Genomic DNA, 16,107 nt, shown 5'->3' with positions numbered 1-16,107 from the left:
AAGCCGTGCACGTCATCTTGACCCATGAACAAGCCGATTTTGATGCCATAGCCGCTTTGCTCGGTGCTTCCCTATTGGATGAGCGGGCATTACCCGTTTTGCCGCGCCGCCTCAACCGCAATGTTCGGGCTTATTTAAATCTCTATGGGAGTGAACTCCCGTTTCACGAGGTGCGTGACCTACCCAATGAGCCCATTGAATGCGTTACTCTTGTGGACACCCAATCCCTGGTTACGCTCAAAGGGATGGGGAAACATACCAAGGTGCGCGTGATTGATCATCACCAACCTCGCACCGATTTACCCGCAGATTGGCAGGTGACCATCGAACGTGTGGGCGCCTGCACGACTTTACTTGTCGAAGCCTTGCGCGAACATCTGGAACCCCTCAATGCCCATCTGGCGACCCTTTTACTCCTCGGCATATACGAAGATACCGGCTCACTCACGTATAACAGCACTACCGCTCGCGATGCCCAAGCCGTTGCCTATTTACTGGAGCAAGGTGCCAGCCTGCATCTTGCCAATCAATTTCTCAATCCACCTCTCTCAGATGACCAACGTGAGGTCTATCATCGCCTCTTAGCCAACGCCGAAACGCATGAGATCAACGGCCAAACCATTGTTATCGCCAAGGGAGAAGCCACCGGACTGGTAGAAGAGGTCTCCAGCATTGCCCATAAACTACGCGATTTATTGGATCCTGATGGTTTGTTTCTACTGGTCAAAACAGCCGAAGGTATACGCTTAGTCGCGCGATCCACAACTGACCGCATTAATGTCGCCAAAGTTGCGGCTCTTTTCGGGGGTGGAGGTCACGAACGCGCCGCAGCAGCCTTGATTCGCCTTTCTGATCTAGAAGTTAATAATGAGGATGAAGCGCTCGAATTTATTTACAGGCGCTTGGTGGATGCGTTACCCCAGTTGGTGGAACCAGCCGTTACCGTGGAACAGATCATGTCCCCACGCCCAATGGTGCTCTCACCCGAGACCTCCGCCCAAGAAGCCGCTCAATTGATGCAACGTTACGGCTATGAGGGCTATCCGGTGGTTAAAGAAGGCAAAGTGATCGGATTGCTGACTCGCCGCGCAGTAGATCGGGCCCTTGCTCATCGGCTTAACTTACCCGCCTCGAGCCTGATGGAGGCCGGAGAGGTCGTAGTCCGCCCTCAAGACCCGCTCGAAGTCGTACAGCGCCTGATGGCTGAAACCGGATGGGGACAAATCCCCGTCGTTGATCCCGAATCTCACACAGTCATCGGTATCGTTACCCGAACGGATCTATTAAAAGCATTAGGACGCAACCATCTTGCCGCACCTTCACGACAGAACTTTGCCGACCGCCTCGAAGCCGCCCTTCCCCCAGCGCGGCTGGCCCTGCTCAAGTTGGTGGCTCAACGTGCCCATCAGCACCGCTTGCCCGTTTATGTGGTTGGGGGCTTTGTACGCGACCTTCTCCTAAACCGCCCCAGCCAAGATTTCGACATCGTTGTCGAAGGGGATGCAATTGCACTGGCGCGAGCCTTAGAGCGTGAATTTGGTGGGCGCGTCACCAGTCATAGCCGTTTTGGCACTGCCAAATGGCATATTGCCGAGATTCGCGTCTCACTTCTGAAGAACGCACTGCACCTAGATGAATCTAATGCAAACGATTTACCGGAGTTCTTGGACTTGATTAGCGCACGCACGGAGTTTTATGACTATCCCACCGCTCTGCCTACCGTCGAGCGCAGCAGTATCAAACTCGACCTTCATCGCCGTGATTTTACGATCAACACCCTGGCGCTGCGCTTGGATGGGCGGCATTACGGAGATCTTTACGACTATTGGGGCGGATACGCCGATCTTCAACGAGGGTTGATCCGTGTCTTGCATTCTCTCTCATTTGTGGACGACCCCACGCGTATGTTGCGCGCCGTGCGCTTCGAGCAGCGTTTTGGATTCCAAATTGAAGAGCGCACCTTACAACTAATGCAAGAGGCACGCGATTTACTCCGCCAAGTCTCTGGCGATCGCTTGCGCCATGAAATAGACCTAATCCTGGCTGAAGAGAACCCCTTACCGGCCTTAAAGCGCCTGGATGATCTCCAACTATTTACAGCGATTCATCCCGATTTACATTGGGAGCCCCATCTTACCGAACCTATGCGCAAGGTACTCAAAGACCCCCTCGAACCTGCATGGTGTCTCCCCGAAACCTGGGGCGGCACCCCAATTCGTCGTGCTTTGGCTTACTTGGTATGGTTCCTGCCCTTATCTACTGAGAAAAGCCTCAGCCTGGCACAACGTCTCCGCCTCCCCCATCATCTGCGCGAGGGATTGAAAATTGGCACAAACCTTGTCCCTAACCTAAAGGATTTGCCCAACCTCACGCCTAGTCAGGTCGTAGCACGCTTAGATGGCGTACCCTTGCCGGTGAGTTATGCACTTTACCAGTTATATTATGATAATGAAGTCGCTGCTGTTCTTCACACGTATGCTACCCGGTGGCGTCACATCCACCCCGTAACAGATGGCCATACCTTACGTACAATGGGTCTTACCCCCGGTCCGTCCTATCGTCGCATCTTATGGACACTGCGTGCCGCCTGGTTGGATGGGCAAGTGCAATCTGCGGATCAGGAGCGCGCCTTGCTGGAGCAACTTCTTGCCTCAAGAACATCGTGATGGATACAACGCCTGTTCCCACCCTTACCCGCAACTGGTTGACACATGTCCGTCTGCGTTACCTCCAGGAAGATGATTTACCGGCCCTGGAATGGGACGGCGTTTACACCCATTTTCGGCACGTTTACCGCGAGGCTTACCAGGCCAGTCTGAAGGGGCAAGCCCTACTGTGGGTAGCCGACCACGAAACGGCAGGGATCATCGGACAAGCCTTTGTCCAATTGGCCAGTTCTCGCCCAGAATTGGCCGATGGCGAAACCCGTGCTTATCTTTATGGTTTTCGCATCAAGCCTGCATACCGCAATGCCGGTTTGGGCTCTTTTATGCTTACCACTATCGTCAACGACCTGAAGCAGCGCGGATATACCTGGCTCACCCTAAATGTTGCCATTGAGAACTTAGCAGCACGAAGGCTTTATGAACGGTTTGGTTTTGTCGTGGTTGGTTACGATCCGGGCTGTTGGTCATATCTCGACCACGAAGGGCAGCGACGTTTTGTCGAAGAGCCGGCTTGGCGAATGCAAAAATGGTTAGGGGACCCCTAACTTTTTCTGAAAAAGAAGCCACACCGCCGGTCTTTGATTACCCTCCCAGGTATCCTTACGCCAAATCGGATGCAAGATGGAGTCCCATGCGTTAATGTCCGCGTCATCGACCCCATGAGTGCTCCGTTTTTCTGCCATTGAGCGGAAATGGGCATACCACAAAAAATACCCCTCCATAGCGAGCCAGGATTGCACCCGCTCACGATATCTTTGCCGCTCGATAGCGCCCAACTGATGATAACAACCGATATCCAAGATTAAGTCAAACGTTGCCTCAGGAAAAGATAAATTAAGCACATTCCCTAAATACAAATTGGCTGATATGCCTTGAGCGCGTAATTTGCGCCTAGCCCGCCAAACGGCCAGGCAGGATAGATCCACCCCGTAAACCTCCCACCCCGCACGTGCGAGCGTTACCACATTCGTCCCACTACCGCATCCAATATCTAACGCTCGTCCCGGTGGATTTGACGCGATAAAATCCATCAACTCAAGGGGCGAGACCCCAGTATCCCAGGGCGGGCGCCCCAGGTAGCGCCACTCTAAATACAACCGCTGCTTCAGGTGCTTTATTCCCCGCACAAACGGCAATTCGTGATTCCTTTTTGACAAGAACGTCGAGAGGCCTTAAAATAACAAGGCTGTGATTCTAGGATAAGAAGGGTTGAGCGCATGAAAGAGTATACCACTGAGTTCATTCGGAATGTTGCATTAGTCTCTCACAGTAGCGCCGGCAAAACCATGCTAACCGAAGCCTTCCTGCACTTTACCGGCGCCACCACACGAATGGGGCGGGTCGAGGATGGCAGCACTGTCTCCGACTTTGATGAGGAAGAGATACGTCGTGGTATCTCGCTTTACACCTCGGTTATTCCCATTGAGTATCGTGATGTCAAAATCAATTTTCTGGACACCCCAGGTTACACCGACTTCATCGGGGAGGTCATTTCCGCACTGCGGGTGTCCGATAGTGCGTTAGTGCTCATTGATTCGGTCTCAGGCGTAGAGGTCGGTACCGAAATTGCCTGGAATTATTGCAACCAATTCAAGTTGCCCCGCTTTATTGTCATCAACAAAATGGATCGGGAAAATGCCAACTTCCAGAAAGCGTTGGCATCAATCCAAGAGTTCTCCGAAGTTCGCCTGGTGCCGGTGCAATTACCGTGGGGTGAAAAGCAAAACTTCCAAGGGGTCATTGACCTAGTTACCATGAAAGCCTACAAGGGCGAGGGGAAAACAGCAGTGGACATTCCTGCTGAATACCGCGCTGCGGCAGAAGAAGCCCGCGTGGCATTGGTGGAAGCCGCCGCCGAAGGTGATGATGAACTGCTGGAGAAATATCTCGAAAGCGGTTCTTTGACAGATGAAGAGATTATACGCGGTTTACGGGGCGCGCTACGGAATCACACGGCATACCCGGTCTTCGTTACCGCTGCTACCGCCGAAATTGGTATTGCACCGCTGTTAGATGCCATTGTGGACTTGTTGCCCTCCCCCGCAGATATGCCCCCTGCTCGGGCAATTGGCAAGGACGGCGAGGAAGAACTACCCGCCTCCGATAGCGGCCCACTCGCCGTTTATGTGTGGAAAACCACCGCGGATCCCTTCGTTGGGCGTCAGACCTTCTTCCGCATTTACTCTGGTCTTCTGGCCTCAGATACACGCGTCTGGAATCAGAGCAAAGGGGTAGAAGAGCGCCTTGGCACCCTCAGCGTACCGCGTGGCAAGGAATTGTTCCCGGTTAAGACCCTTCACTGCGGTGATATCGGCGTCGTGCCCAAACTCTCCGAAACCGTCACTGGTAATACCCTCTGCGATAAAGCCCATCCCTTAACCTTGCCCATTCCTGAGTATCCGAAAGCCCTGTATCAGGTCGCCATTGCGCCTAAGACCCAGGCCGATTCGGCGAAGATCACCCCAACGTTGACCCGCCTGTGCGAAGAGGACATGACTCTCTCCTGGCACATGGAGCCTGCCACCAACCAAACTATCCTCCAGGGCATGGGCGATCAACACATTGAAGTCGCCGTGCGGCGGGCGGAGACCAAATTCCAGGTTGGGTTAGTGATTAGCGAACCCAAAGTTCCCTATCTCGAAGCTATCACCAAGAAAGCCAGTGCCATGTACCGCCACAAGAAGCAAACCGGCGGGGCCGGGCAATTCGGTGAGGTTCACCTGCGTATCGAGCCGCTAACCCCGGATCAGGAATTGGAATTCGTCTGGGAAGTCTTTGGCGGCGCCATTTCCTCATCCTTTGCGCCCTCCATCCAAAAGGGTATCCAGAGTGTGATGAAGGAAGGCGTCCTGGCCGGATACCCCATCCGCGGTATTAAGGTGGCCGTATATGATGGTAAAGAACACCCGGTAGATTCAAAACCCATTGCGTTTGAAATTGCCGGCCGTGAAGCCTTTAAATTAGCCTTCAAGGACGCAGGGCCAGTCCTTTATGAACCGATCATGAAAGTTGAGATCATCGTCCCGGAGGCCAACATGGGCGATGTATTGGGCGACCTTAACTCCCGTCGTGCCCGCGTCCTGGGAATGAACACCGAACGCGGTCGCTCGGTCATCACCGCGCTCGTGCCCTTGGCCGAAATGTTGCGCTACACCACACAACTGCGCTCTCTAACCGGTGGCCGTGGGTTCTTCACGATGGAATTTTACAACTATGAGATGGTACCACCTCATATCCAACAAGAAATTGTAGCGGCGCGACAAAAAGAACTCCAAGCCCAAAAGGCGGATTGATTCCGTCCCGATACAACGACAACCTGTCTGGTACGGGCTAGGTCTAGCCCGTACCAAAGTTTTATCCCGGATAACTAACCATGAGCACACTCGACCAGACCAACCCTCGTTTGGATCCCGAAGCCTTCTGGGATGCCATTCTTTCCCGCGATCCGAACCAGATTCGGGCTGCGTTTGCGCCATTGGGACGTGCGGAGAAACAGGCGGTTATGCAACACCTCTTTCGCATGGCTACTGAACCCGGCTGGCATCCCGAACAACGCCTTTCTGCTCGCACAGCACTCAAAGCACTGGGATTTGTTTCCGAGCAGTTGAACGAGGAAGAATAAGGTCTTTGTCGCATGGAGAGACCACAGTGAAAGATTGGGTTAAAATAAAATATCTTCAATACCAGGTAAAACCATGAGAATTTCGGTCTTTGGAAGCGCACGGCCACAACCCGGCCAACCTGATTATGAAGCGGCTTACGACCTCGGGCGGTTGCTTGCTCAGGGAGGCCATATTTTACTGACCGGTGGTTACATGGGCACTATGGAAGCCGCTTCGCGTGGGGCCGCTGAGGCGGGAGGTCATGTTATTGGGGTGACATGTGAAGAGATCGAGCGCTGGCGCCCAACCAGCGCTAATCGCTGGGTTAAGGAAGAGATTCGGGCTCGCACCCTCATAGAACGGATTTCTATCCTGATCCGAGAATGTGATGCGGCAATTGCCCTACCGGGGGGAGCCGGTACGCTGGCAGAAATTAGTTTATTTTGGAATCATCTGATCATCCAGGCCATTTCTCCCAAACCTTTGGTCCTGGTAGGTCCAGGGTGGCAGCACGTTTTCCACACCCTTTTCAAGGAAATGGAAAACTTATTAGCTCCTAATGAGCAACGTTGGCTAATTTTCGCTTCCGATTATCAAACTGCCTATCGGGAAACACTGAAAGCAATTCAATTTCTCCCTAAGGATGGACGAAACCCATGAGCACAGAGAAGTTACCTGCGCGGAGTGAAAATTTCTCGGAATGGTACAACCAAGTTGTGCTGCGGGCCGAACTGGCCGATTATGCGCCCGTCCGTGGCTGTATGGTCATCCGTCCTTATGGGTGGGCGTTGTGGGAGAACATCCAGCAAGCGTTAGATCGGCGCTTCAAAGAAACTGGCCATGTCAATGCTGCCTTTCCGCTCTTCATCCCCATGTCCTTTTTGGAGAAGGAAAAGGAACATGTCGAGGGCTTCTCACCAGAACTGGCAGTAGTGACCGTCGGTGGCGGAGAGACCCTAGAAGAGCCCTTGGTAGTGCGCCCCACCTCAGAAACCATCATTGGTTATATGTACTCCAAATGGATTCGTTCCTATCGTGACCTGCCGGTATTGATCAACCAGTGGGGCAACGTTGTGCGCTGGGAGATGCGCACCCGTCTTTTCCTGCGCACCCTGGAATTCTACTGGCAAGAAGGGCACACCGCACACGCCACCGAAGAAGAAGCGTTGGAAGAAACCCTACGTATGCTTAACGTTTATACCGACTTTGCCTACAATGAAGCTGCCGTCCCGGTGATTCCAGGTCGTAAAAGTGAGACCGAAAAATTTGCCGGTGCCGTGCAGTCATACACCATCGAAGCCATGATGGGAGATACTCGCGCCCTGCAGGCCGGCACCTCGCATTTTCTAGGACAGAACTTTGCCCGTGCGTTTGACATCCAATACCTGGATCGCAATAATCAACTTCAATATTGCTGGACCACTTCCTGGGGACTCTCAACCCGCTTCATCGGCGCAATCATCATGACCCACGGTGACGATCAAGGGTTAATCCTGCCCCCGCGTTTAGCACCGATTCAAATTGTTATTGTTCCCATTTACCGTAGCGATAGCGAACAATCTCAAGTCATGGCAGTCGTCACCCAATTGCATAAACAATTAAGCACGCGCTTCCGAGTGAAAGTAGATGATCGTAGTGAAGTCACCCCTGGCTTTAAGTTTAACGACTGGGAACTGCGCGGCGTACCCCTACGCATTGAAATTGGCCCAAAGGATGTCGAAAAAGGGGTGCTGACCGTGGCACGACGCGATATACCCGGTAAGGCCGGTAAATCTGTGCTTCATCCCGACAATCTAGAAGCTCAATTTGGCCAATTGTTAGATGAGATTCACCATTCTATGCTCAAACGAGCCACTCAATTCCGTGACGAGCACATCTTCGACCCCAAAGACTATGAAGAACTGCGCGAAGTTGTACAGCATGGCTGGGCTTTCTCGTGGTGGTGCGGTAGCGCTGAATGTGAAGCCAAAGTCAAAGAGGATACTAAAGCCACCACGCGGTGCATCCCGCTGGAGCAACCGGGGGGCGAAGGACACTGTATTGTCTGTGGGCAGCGTGCCACCCAGAAGGTATATTTTGCCCGCGCTTATTAGAAGCGGATTATGCCAGCAATCCCTCTCCATACCTTGCGCCAGCGCCTACAAGAGCTATTGCTCCTCTTTGAGGACACACCACGGTTCAAACGCGGGTTGAAGCACTTGTTGGATCAATATGCTGACCAATCCTACCGCCCTGGTGAAACCGTCCCATTAGCCAAAGCTTCAGAATGGTTATTATTGCCCCCGGTAGTTATTTATGAGATTGAAGCCACACTTCAGGCGCTTGCATCTCAGTACCCAGAATCCGCTCTTAATCTGGCTAGTCTTCTATGGGAGGAGGGCACCTCTCTTTTCGGTCATTTAGCCGCCACGCTCATAAGCGCAGTTCCCATAACTGGCGATAATCTTTCGATCATCCAAGAACATCTCACACAATGGGTTCAAGGAATTGAGAACTCATCTCTAATTGCTATCCTCGTGTTGGCCACCGAAGGGATAAAGAGGGAGGCATGGGATTCCTGGTTAAATCTGATCCGGGGATGGCTCTTCTCTGATTCATTGAATGCGCAAAAGGTCGCGCTGAAGGCTCTTCACAACCTGGTGGATGATCCAACTTTCGATAACCTTCCCCTCATTTTCGATTGGCTCACAACATGGCTCCAGGAGAACTTATCATCCACCCTTCCACAGGAAGCATTTGACCTACTTCAAGCACTGGCGGAACGCTCACCTGCAGAAACTACCTATTTTCTACGCCAATTGATGCGTTTACTTTCCCCTCCACATGCACGACGCCTGATTCGATCGGTGCTCCCTTTGCTCCCTGAGGACTATCGCCTGCGTCTTCAGACTGCCCTACGCCAGTTCTTACTGCCGCAAAAACAACCTCCACCAAGTGGTCAACCTCTGGTATAATATAAAATGCAGTGACTAGACCGGTGGGTGGGAGTAACCTGCCCACCAGGAGACCTGCTCAAATCAATTCAACTAAGGAGAAGCAGACGTCATGACTTTAACAAAAGAGGAGAAAAACAAACTGATCAACGAGTTTGGGCGCCACGAGGGCGACACCGGCTCACCCGAGGTACAAATTGCGTTGCTCACGCGTCGCATCAACCAGTTAACCGAGCACCTCCGGACTCACAAACATGATGAGTCCTCGCGGCGTGGCTTACTCAAACTCGTGGGTCAACGGCGCCGCCTACTGATGTATTTGCGCCGCAAGGATTACACCCGATATGCTGCATTGACCGAACGCCTTAACTTGCGAGCGCGATAAACGGAAGAAAGCGGGTGAGTAGATGGCAGCACGTTGACCATCTACTCACTTTTTTGAGACTAAAAGGGTCATTCTCCCCCCACGCGGTTGGGAGTTGAAATCTGGTGAGGACAAAAGTCCTCAATGGTTTTCAGTTCCTAACCCGCTGGGGGGATAAAAAAGAGGTAAAGGAGAATATGAATAAACCAGAAGCCAAACAATTTACGGCCATTGTTGGTGGTCGTCCGATTATCTTTGAAACCGGCAAACTAGCCGGGCAGGCTGGCGGTGCGGTAACCGTTCGCTTGGGCGATTCGGTCGTCTTCGCCGCGGCCACAATGGGTGACAAACCCAAGGAGGATGTAGACTTCTTCCCGCTCACGGTGGAATACGAAGAGCGTCTCTATGCCGGTGGACGTATTCCCGGCTCGTTCTTCCGCCGCGAGGGAAAACCCTCGGAAGAAGCCATCCTGATCGCTCGCCTATCTGATCGCCCCATTCGCCCCCTTTTTCCCAAAGGGATGCGCAATGAGGTGCAGGTCATTATGTTTTCCATTTCTGCCGATATGGAAAACCCCCTGGATATTTTGGCCGTCAATGCTGCCTCTGCAGCACTGATGGTCTCTGATATTCCATGGGGTGGGCCAATCGGTGCAGTCCGGATTGGGCGCATTGATGGTCAATTTATCATCAACCCCACCTTTGAGCAAAAGGAAAAGTCAGACCTCGATTTGCGCATTGCCGGCACTCGTGAAGCCATCCTGATGGTCGAAGCCGGCGCTAACGAAGTGCCGGAAGACGTTATGGTAGAAGCCCTGGCCTTCGGTCATCAAGCCCTTCAGCCGCTTATTGATGCCCAATTGCAAATGGCTGCCGAAGCCGGCAAGCCCAAGCGCGATGTGCCCTTCTTTGAAATTGATCCTGCCTTGGTCGAAGCCATCCGGGCCCGCGTTGCAGAACAAATCGAAGCCCTTCTTGATGCCCCACACACCAAGAGCGAACTCAACGATGCGATTGACGCACTCGAAGAAAATCTAGTGGCAGAACTGGCGGGTGAAGATGCGACCCAAGCGCGTGCAGTCAAAGAAGCTTTCACCGAGGTCTATCGCGCGATTGTGCGCCGCCGCATCCTTGATAAAGGCCTTCGCCCGGATGGCCGTAAACCGGATGAGATCCGCCCCATTTGGTGCGAGGTAGGAATCTCGCCTCGTGCTCACGGGTCGGGCCTTTTCACCCGCGGCGAAACCCAGGTCTTAACCTTGGCCACGTTGGGCACCCCGCGCGAAGCCCAGGAGCTGGATAGCCTTGAACCGGTTGAAACCAAGCGCTACATGCACCACTATAACTTCCCACCCTATTCAACCGGGGAGGTTAAACCCTTGCGCGGCCAATCTCGACGCGAAATTGGTCACGGCGCGCTGGCCGAACGGGCCTTGGTGCCGGTCATCCCACCCGAGGAAGAGTTCCCCTACACCTTGCGCCTCGTCTCAGAGGTCCTATCATCTAATGGCTCTACCTCCATGGCCTCTGTGTGCGGCTCCACCCTGGCATTGATGGACAGCGGTGTACCGATCAAAGCCCCTGTGGCCGGCATTGCAATGGGCTTAATCAAAGAAGGTGACCAGTACCAGATCCTCACCGATATTCAAGGGCTCGAAGACCATCTCGGTGATATGGATTTCAAGGTAGCCGGGACGGCCAAGGGCATCACCGCACTGCAAATGGATATCAAGATCAAGGGAATTACTCCCGAACTCATGCGTGAAGCCCTGGAGCAGGCACGCCGCGCTCGCCTATTTATCCTGGATGAGATGCTGAAGGTCATTCCTGCCCCACGACCTGAACTTAAACCACACGCGCCACGCATTACGATTATCAAGGTACCTGTGGACAAGATTGGTGCTATCATCGGGCCGGGTGGTAAGATGATTCGCGCCATTCAGGACGAAACCGAGACGCGCATTGACATCGGAGAAGATGGCACTGTGTACATTGCAGCCACCAGCGGCAACGGAGCGGCTCTGGCTCGCGAAAAGATTGAGCGCCTATGCGAAGTTCCGCAAATTGGGCGTATTTACACTGGGCGCGTTGTGCGAGTCACCGATTTCGGGGCTTTTGTCGAGATTCTGCCCAATGTGGACGGTATGGTGCACATCTCGCAACTCGACTCCGAGCGGGTTAAGAGCGTAGAAGATGTCGTGCGCGTTGGTGATGAGATTACAGTCATGGTCACCGACATTGACGAGAACGGACGCATCCGCCTTTCGCGTCAGGCCGTTTTGGAAGGCTGGACCCCGGAAGAAGCACAAGCCCACGATCGAAATGGACGTACCGGTGGTGCGCGCAAACCCTCCGGTGAGGGACGCGGAGGCAGCGCGCCACGGCGCCCCTCGGCTCCGACGGGTAAACCTTCGCGTGGTCAAAAGCCACCCTCAGGTGGACGACGCTAAAACATAAGCGCATCTGCAATACCGCCGCCCCAATATATTCAGGTGGGCGGCCTTTTTATTCCTTTCCCCCTTGAGTCGGCAGATAAGGCATGGGATAACCTGATAGTCCCAGACGCTCAGCTAGGGCTGCCCGCATTGCCAAACGGTCATCCCAAGGATATTCCACCGTTCCAAAGCACATGGATTGCTCATGCCCCTTGCCCAGGGCAATGACCACATCTCCTGGTTGAGCCAGGCAAACACCTAACCGAATTGCTTCACCCCGATCCGGAACCCGAAACACCGTTTCACCCTCTACGGCTCCCTCCCGAACTGCGGCCCGAAGCATGACATCAAGGATCTCCTCAAGCGATTCGGTACGTGGATCTTCAGCCGTCAGAATCGTGATATCCGCCAGACGCGCCGATTCCGCTGCCATAAGGTGTCGCTTTTCGCGATCCCGTAGCCCGGCTGAACCAAAGATGGCGATCACACGCCCCCGCGTCAACTGGCGCACCGTAGTTAAGGCGCGCTTAAGGGCATTCGGCGTATGGGCGAAATCCACAATGGCGAAGAAGTCTTGGCCCAAGTCAATCCGCTCCATGCGTCCGGGAATACCTGGCAAGTTGAATACTCCAAGCTGTGCTGCTTCCGGAGCCACGCTTAATCCCAACACCGTCGCCGCTATCGCCGCCAGAATGTTCGAAACATTATATTCGCCGATCAAACGGCTACGTATGGGAATAACGTGTTGACCCACATGAGCCACAAATGAAAGCCCCTCTGCATCCTGGCGAACAGTTTCTGCCCACACCTCAGCCCCGGGTTGGAGACTGTAAGCAACTTGAGGCCCCTTGACCAAGGCGCTCAGGTAGCCATAAGACACATCATCGCGGTTGAGCACGGCCAGACGTGGGTTCCCTTGGGGTTTGGGTAGCGTCGTTTCCAGAAATTGAAACAAGCGGGCTTTCGCAGCACGGTAAGCCTCATATGAGCCGTGGTAATCCAGGTGCTCATGGGTAATATTGGTGACCACAGCAATATCGAATTCACAAGCAGTCACCCGGTCTTGGGCTAAACCATGCGAAGTCGCCTCAAGGACAGCATGGGTGAGGCCGGAATCACGCATTAGGGCAAGATAGCGCTGAACATCAGGGGCCTCGGGCGTGGTGACATGAAATCCGGTATCCAGCACCTGATCCCCGATCACAGCGTTGACGGTTGAGATCATGCCCGCCTTTAGGCCGGCAGCAAGGAGGATATGATAAATCAAGTTTGTGGTGGTGGTCTTACCATCGGTGCCCGTTACCCCAATCACGGTCATGGAACGCGCAGGAAAGTTATAGAGCGCCGCAGAAAGATAAGCCAGAGCAAAGCGCGCATCTTGCACCTGGATATAGGGGACGGAATGAGAATAGGCATCATAGGGCTGAGTTCCCATAACAGCCACCGCACCCTTCTGGATAGCTTGGGGGATATAACGATGACCGTCCGTGGTCGTACCCGGCAAGGCCACAAACAAACAACCCGGAAAAGCATCCCGTGAATCCATACAGAGCCCCTGGATCATGATGCGTGGCAGTGGCTCAGGATTCAGCACTTCAATCGGCGTTTGAGCCAAAATGTCGTTTAAGGTAAGAGGTCGAGGAAGGGTAATCACCGAAGCGTATGGCATAAAGTGAATTTTAGCCCTTTACAATCAAAACCCCTGCCGGGATGGACAGGGGCATAACTTTTCAGGAAGCCCTGCGCTAGAATACGACCAAGAGGTGATCGAACTCACTGCAAATGCTGGCGCAAGTTTTGCAATTGCCCGGCCACCGAACCATCAATTACCCGATCCCCAACGCGGACGATTAAGCCACCCAAAATTGAGGGGTCAACCCGGAAGGTTACCGACGCACTCCCTCCCAAACGGGCAAGGATATCTCGTTTGACGACCTCTTGTTCTTCGGGGGTTAAAGGTAATGCACTGGTAACCTCTGCAGCGCCACCCGTCAGTGCCTCTTCCTCGAGCACAACCACCTTCCCATCCCGAACGCCGGAGAAGAATTCTGCCAACAATGCCCGTTGACGTTGTTCGTCCAGCGTTTCCTTAATCAGTTTTTGCGTCGCTGCAATGGCCAGAGCAGCAATCTGACCACGCATCTCGCTCAGCACGCGATTGCGTTCCTGCTCTAACTCAGCCAAAGCCTGCTCGCGTTGTTTGCGCAGCTCCTCTTCTTGCGTTGCCCGCACTTCACGCGCTACCGCCTCGGCACGCTCCGTCGCCTCACGCACGATATCTGCTGCCTTTGCCTGGGCCTCGGCAATAATGCGGCTGGCCTCTTTTTCGGCATTAGCTCGGGCTTCGGCGGCTACTCGGGCATCTTCTAAACCTTGTGCGACAATCTTGCGGCGTTTTTCCAACTGGGCCATGAGGGGCTTGAATACCCAGGCTCGCAACACCACAAACAGCACGACAAAACTGAGAATTTGAACAAACAACATCCCCAGGGAGATACCTAATTTTTCCAAGGTTCACTCCTTCACTCGAGGAATTAGAGCACGAAGAGCATCAAGAAAGCGACCACCAAACAGTAAATGGCGATGGCTTCCGAGAATGCGATACCGAGAATCATGTTCGTAAGCAGGTTACCATAAGCATCAGGATTGCGCGCCATTCCCTGCAATGCACCCTGTACACTTAGACCAATACCCACCCCTGCCCCTAGAGCACCAATCATAGAGAGACCTGCACCGATAAACTTCGCCGCCAAGATGATATCACCCGTCATGTTAAATCGCCTCCTCTCGATGAATTTTTTGTTCTCAAAATTAATGTTCCAACGCTCTAATGGTGTTCACCCTCGCCACCATGCCCGCGCGTAGCTTGAGCCATGAACACCATAGTGAGCATACCAAAAACAAAAGCCTGAATTAGGGCAATAAATGCCTCAAACACATACACAAACGATGGGATAAAGACGGGCAACAACGAGCCAACCAAAGCAATCAACACAAAGCCAGCAAACATATTTCCGAACAACCGGAACGAGAACGAGAGAATTTTAGCCAGTTCGGAGATAGTCTCTAGAAGTCCGACTAGGAAATCAATCGCCCCGAAGAAAGGTCGTGAAAACAGCGTGGTGACGTTGAAGAACTTTAGAAAATAGCGCCATCCTTGGGCTCGAACACCGATAACCTGGGTCATGAACACCGAAACCAGTGCCAAACCCACGGTAAAGTTTAGATCGGTGGAGAGACCGCGCACAAAGGGCGTTAGCATATATTCGCCCTTCTCCGTGGTCAGGGTGTACCAGACTCCTCCTAGGGCTTGAATTGCGTGACCGTCCTTTTCGGCATGGTGAATAATGCCGATCGTCTCTACGCCGGGGACCAACTTCATCAGGTTCGCAATCAAAACCACGAGGAAAATCGAAGCGAACCAGGGGAAAATTTCCTTTGCCCATTTTCCAGCTGAACTTTCGGTAAGGTTATAAAGGATTTCGATCAGCGCTTCTAAAGCCCCGGCAATCCCGCGCGACACCAAATCCCCTTTGCGCACTGCCCGCTGAACCGACCACGCGATCCATAAGACAATCAAGTCAACGATCAGCAGGGCTGGTAGGGTGTTGACCAGATAAAAATCTCCCAATGGACCGAGATGGAAAAGCGGCTCTTCGATAAGTTTTTCAGGTGCCACCTGAATATGGGGTTGCACTGGCGCTGCAATATTTACGGCAAATACTCCCAGAATAATACACGCCAGTACAATCCAGCGATTCACGCCCCAACGCCACTTCTTAGGTGTCGTCTCCAAGGTTTGCCTCCTTCAGCGTAGGTTTAGTCGCTTTCGGGGGAATAGGCTTTATTTTTGATACAGCTTTCTTTACCACGTAAAACATAGCCGACAGCGATATTGGAATGCTTAGAACCAATAAGCCCAGTGTGAACCAGGGTCGAGTTCCTAAGCGAGCGTCTAACCAAATGCCCCCAAAAACAGCCAGCAGCACAATGATTAAGGTCAGGCACCCCACCTGACCAGCAATGCCAGCGATGGTGAGATTGATAAATTGCTGCCTGCGGTCCTTCTCGGGCTGTGGCGGCGTCATGACGATGCGATTATAACAT

Annotated in this window: 15 protein-coding genes; 9 read left to right on the top strand and 6 right to left on the bottom strand. The window is 53.2% G+C overall.

All coding sequences use genetic code 11. The features are described from left to right. The first annotated feature begins 5 nt into the window (after positions 1–5). Together AC01YT_RS03450 and AC01YT_RS03445 are read left to right on the top strand one after the other, a co-directional pair. The gene (locus tag AC01YT_RS03450; RefSeq protein ID WP_476672812.1) at positions 6–2,666 is read left to right on the top strand and encodes a CBS domain-containing protein; all 2,661 of its coding nucleotides are present in this window, start codon (positions 6–8) and stop codon (positions 2,664–2,666) included. Next, the gene (locus AC01YT_RS03445) at positions 2,666–3,211 is read left to right on the top strand and encodes a GNAT family N-acetyltransferase (RefSeq protein ID WP_476672811.1); all 546 of its coding nucleotides are present in this window, start codon (positions 2,666–2,668) and stop codon (positions 3,209–3,211) included. Before AC01YT_RS03450 ends, AC01YT_RS03445 begins: the two co-directional genes overlap by 1 nt. Here the strand turns inward: AC01YT_RS03445 and AC01YT_RS03440 are convergent. Then, the gene (locus tag AC01YT_RS03440) at positions 3,197–3,793 is read right to left on the bottom strand and encodes a class I SAM-dependent methyltransferase (protein WP_476672854.1); all 597 of its coding nucleotides are present in this window, start codon (positions 3,791–3,793) and stop codon (positions 3,197–3,199) included. The two genes, AC01YT_RS03445 and AC01YT_RS03440, sit on opposite strands and share 15 nt — an antisense overlap. Positions 3,794–3,883: 90 nt before the next feature. Between AC01YT_RS03440 and fusA the strand changes: the two genes are divergently transcribed. The 7 genes from fusA to AC01YT_RS03405 all read left to right on the top strand — a co-directional run bounded on the left by fusA (position 3,884) and on the right by AC01YT_RS03405 (position 12,015). Then, complete coding sequence (fusA, locus tag AC01YT_RS03435; RefSeq protein WP_476672810.1) at positions 3,884–5,959, top strand: elongation factor G; 2,076 nt, start codon at positions 3,884–3,886, stop codon at positions 5,957–5,959. Positions 5,960–6,039: 80 nt separating this feature from the next. Continuing rightward, the gene (locus tag AC01YT_RS03430; protein WP_476672809.1) at positions 6,040–6,288 is read left to right on the top strand and encodes a hypothetical protein; all 249 of its coding nucleotides are present in this window, start codon (positions 6,040–6,042) and stop codon (positions 6,286–6,288) included. A 73-nt stretch (positions 6,289–6,361) separates the two neighbouring features. Next, complete coding sequence (locus AC01YT_RS03425; protein WP_476672808.1) at positions 6,362–6,928, top strand: LOG family protein; 567 nt, start codon at positions 6,362–6,364, stop codon at positions 6,926–6,928. After that, positions 6,925–8,361, top strand: a complete 1,437-nt coding sequence (proS, locus tag AC01YT_RS03420) for a proline--tRNA ligase (protein WP_476672807.1) — start codon at positions 6,925–6,927, stop codon at positions 8,359–8,361. Before AC01YT_RS03425 ends, proS begins: the two co-directional genes overlap by 4 nt. Before the next feature lie 9 nt (positions 8,362–8,370). Next, positions 8,371–9,222 carry a hypothetical protein gene (locus tag AC01YT_RS03415; protein WP_476672806.1) on the top strand — a complete coding sequence of 284 codons (852 nt, stop codon included), beginning with the start codon at positions 8,371–8,373 and terminating at the stop codon, positions 9,220–9,222. A 91-nt stretch (positions 9,223–9,313) separates the two neighbouring features. After that, on the top strand, positions 9,314–9,586 hold the full coding sequence (gene rpsO, locus AC01YT_RS03410; RefSeq protein ID WP_476672805.1) for a 30S ribosomal protein S15: 273 nt from the start codon (positions 9,314–9,316) through the stop codon (positions 9,584–9,586). A gap of 176 nt (positions 9,587–9,762) precedes the next feature. After that, the gene (locus AC01YT_RS03405; protein ID WP_476672804.1) at positions 9,763–12,015 is read left to right on the top strand and encodes a polyribonucleotide nucleotidyltransferase; all 2,253 of its coding nucleotides are present in this window, start codon (positions 9,763–9,765) and stop codon (positions 12,013–12,015) included. 55 nt (positions 12,016–12,070) lie between these two features. On the opposite strand, the gene AC01YT_RS03400 is transcribed toward AC01YT_RS03405, so the two are convergent. The 5 genes from AC01YT_RS03400 to AC01YT_RS03380 all read right to left on the bottom strand — a co-directional run bounded on the left by AC01YT_RS03400 (position 12,071) and on the right by AC01YT_RS03380 (position 16,088). After that, complete coding sequence (locus AC01YT_RS03400) at positions 12,071–13,669, bottom strand: UDP-N-acetylmuramoyl-L-alanyl-D-glutamate--2,6-diaminopimelate ligase (protein WP_476672803.1); 1,599 nt, start codon at positions 13,667–13,669, stop codon at positions 12,071–12,073. Between the two features lie 104 nt (positions 13,670–13,773). Continuing rightward, entirely contained in the window at positions 13,774–14,511 is a 738-nt protein-coding gene (gene atpF / locus AC01YT_RS03395) for a F0F1 ATP synthase subunit B (protein ID WP_476672802.1), read from the bottom strand. Between the two features lie 23 nt (positions 14,512–14,534). Further along, the gene (atpE, locus tag AC01YT_RS03390; protein ID WP_476672801.1) at positions 14,535–14,771 is read right to left on the bottom strand and encodes an ATP synthase F0 subunit C; all 237 of its coding nucleotides are present in this window, start codon (positions 14,769–14,771) and stop codon (positions 14,535–14,537) included. A 56-nt stretch (positions 14,772–14,827) separates the two neighbouring features. Further along, positions 14,828–15,796, bottom strand: a complete 969-nt coding sequence (gene atpB, locus AC01YT_RS03385; protein ID WP_476672800.1) for a F0F1 ATP synthase subunit A — start codon at positions 15,794–15,796, stop codon at positions 14,828–14,830. Continuing rightward, entirely contained in the window at positions 15,780–16,088 is a 309-nt protein-coding gene (locus AC01YT_RS03380; RefSeq protein WP_476672799.1) for an AtpZ/AtpI family protein, read from the bottom strand. The genes atpB and AC01YT_RS03380 overlap by 17 nt, the downstream gene beginning before the upstream one ends. Between the last annotated feature and the right edge of the window lie 19 nt (positions 16,089–16,107).

The sequence above is a fragment of the Thermanaerothrix sp. genome (genome assembly GCF_056331585.1).
The sequence above is the reverse complement of the archived record's forward strand: the minus strand, read 5'-3'. Positions and strand labels throughout refer to the sequence as shown.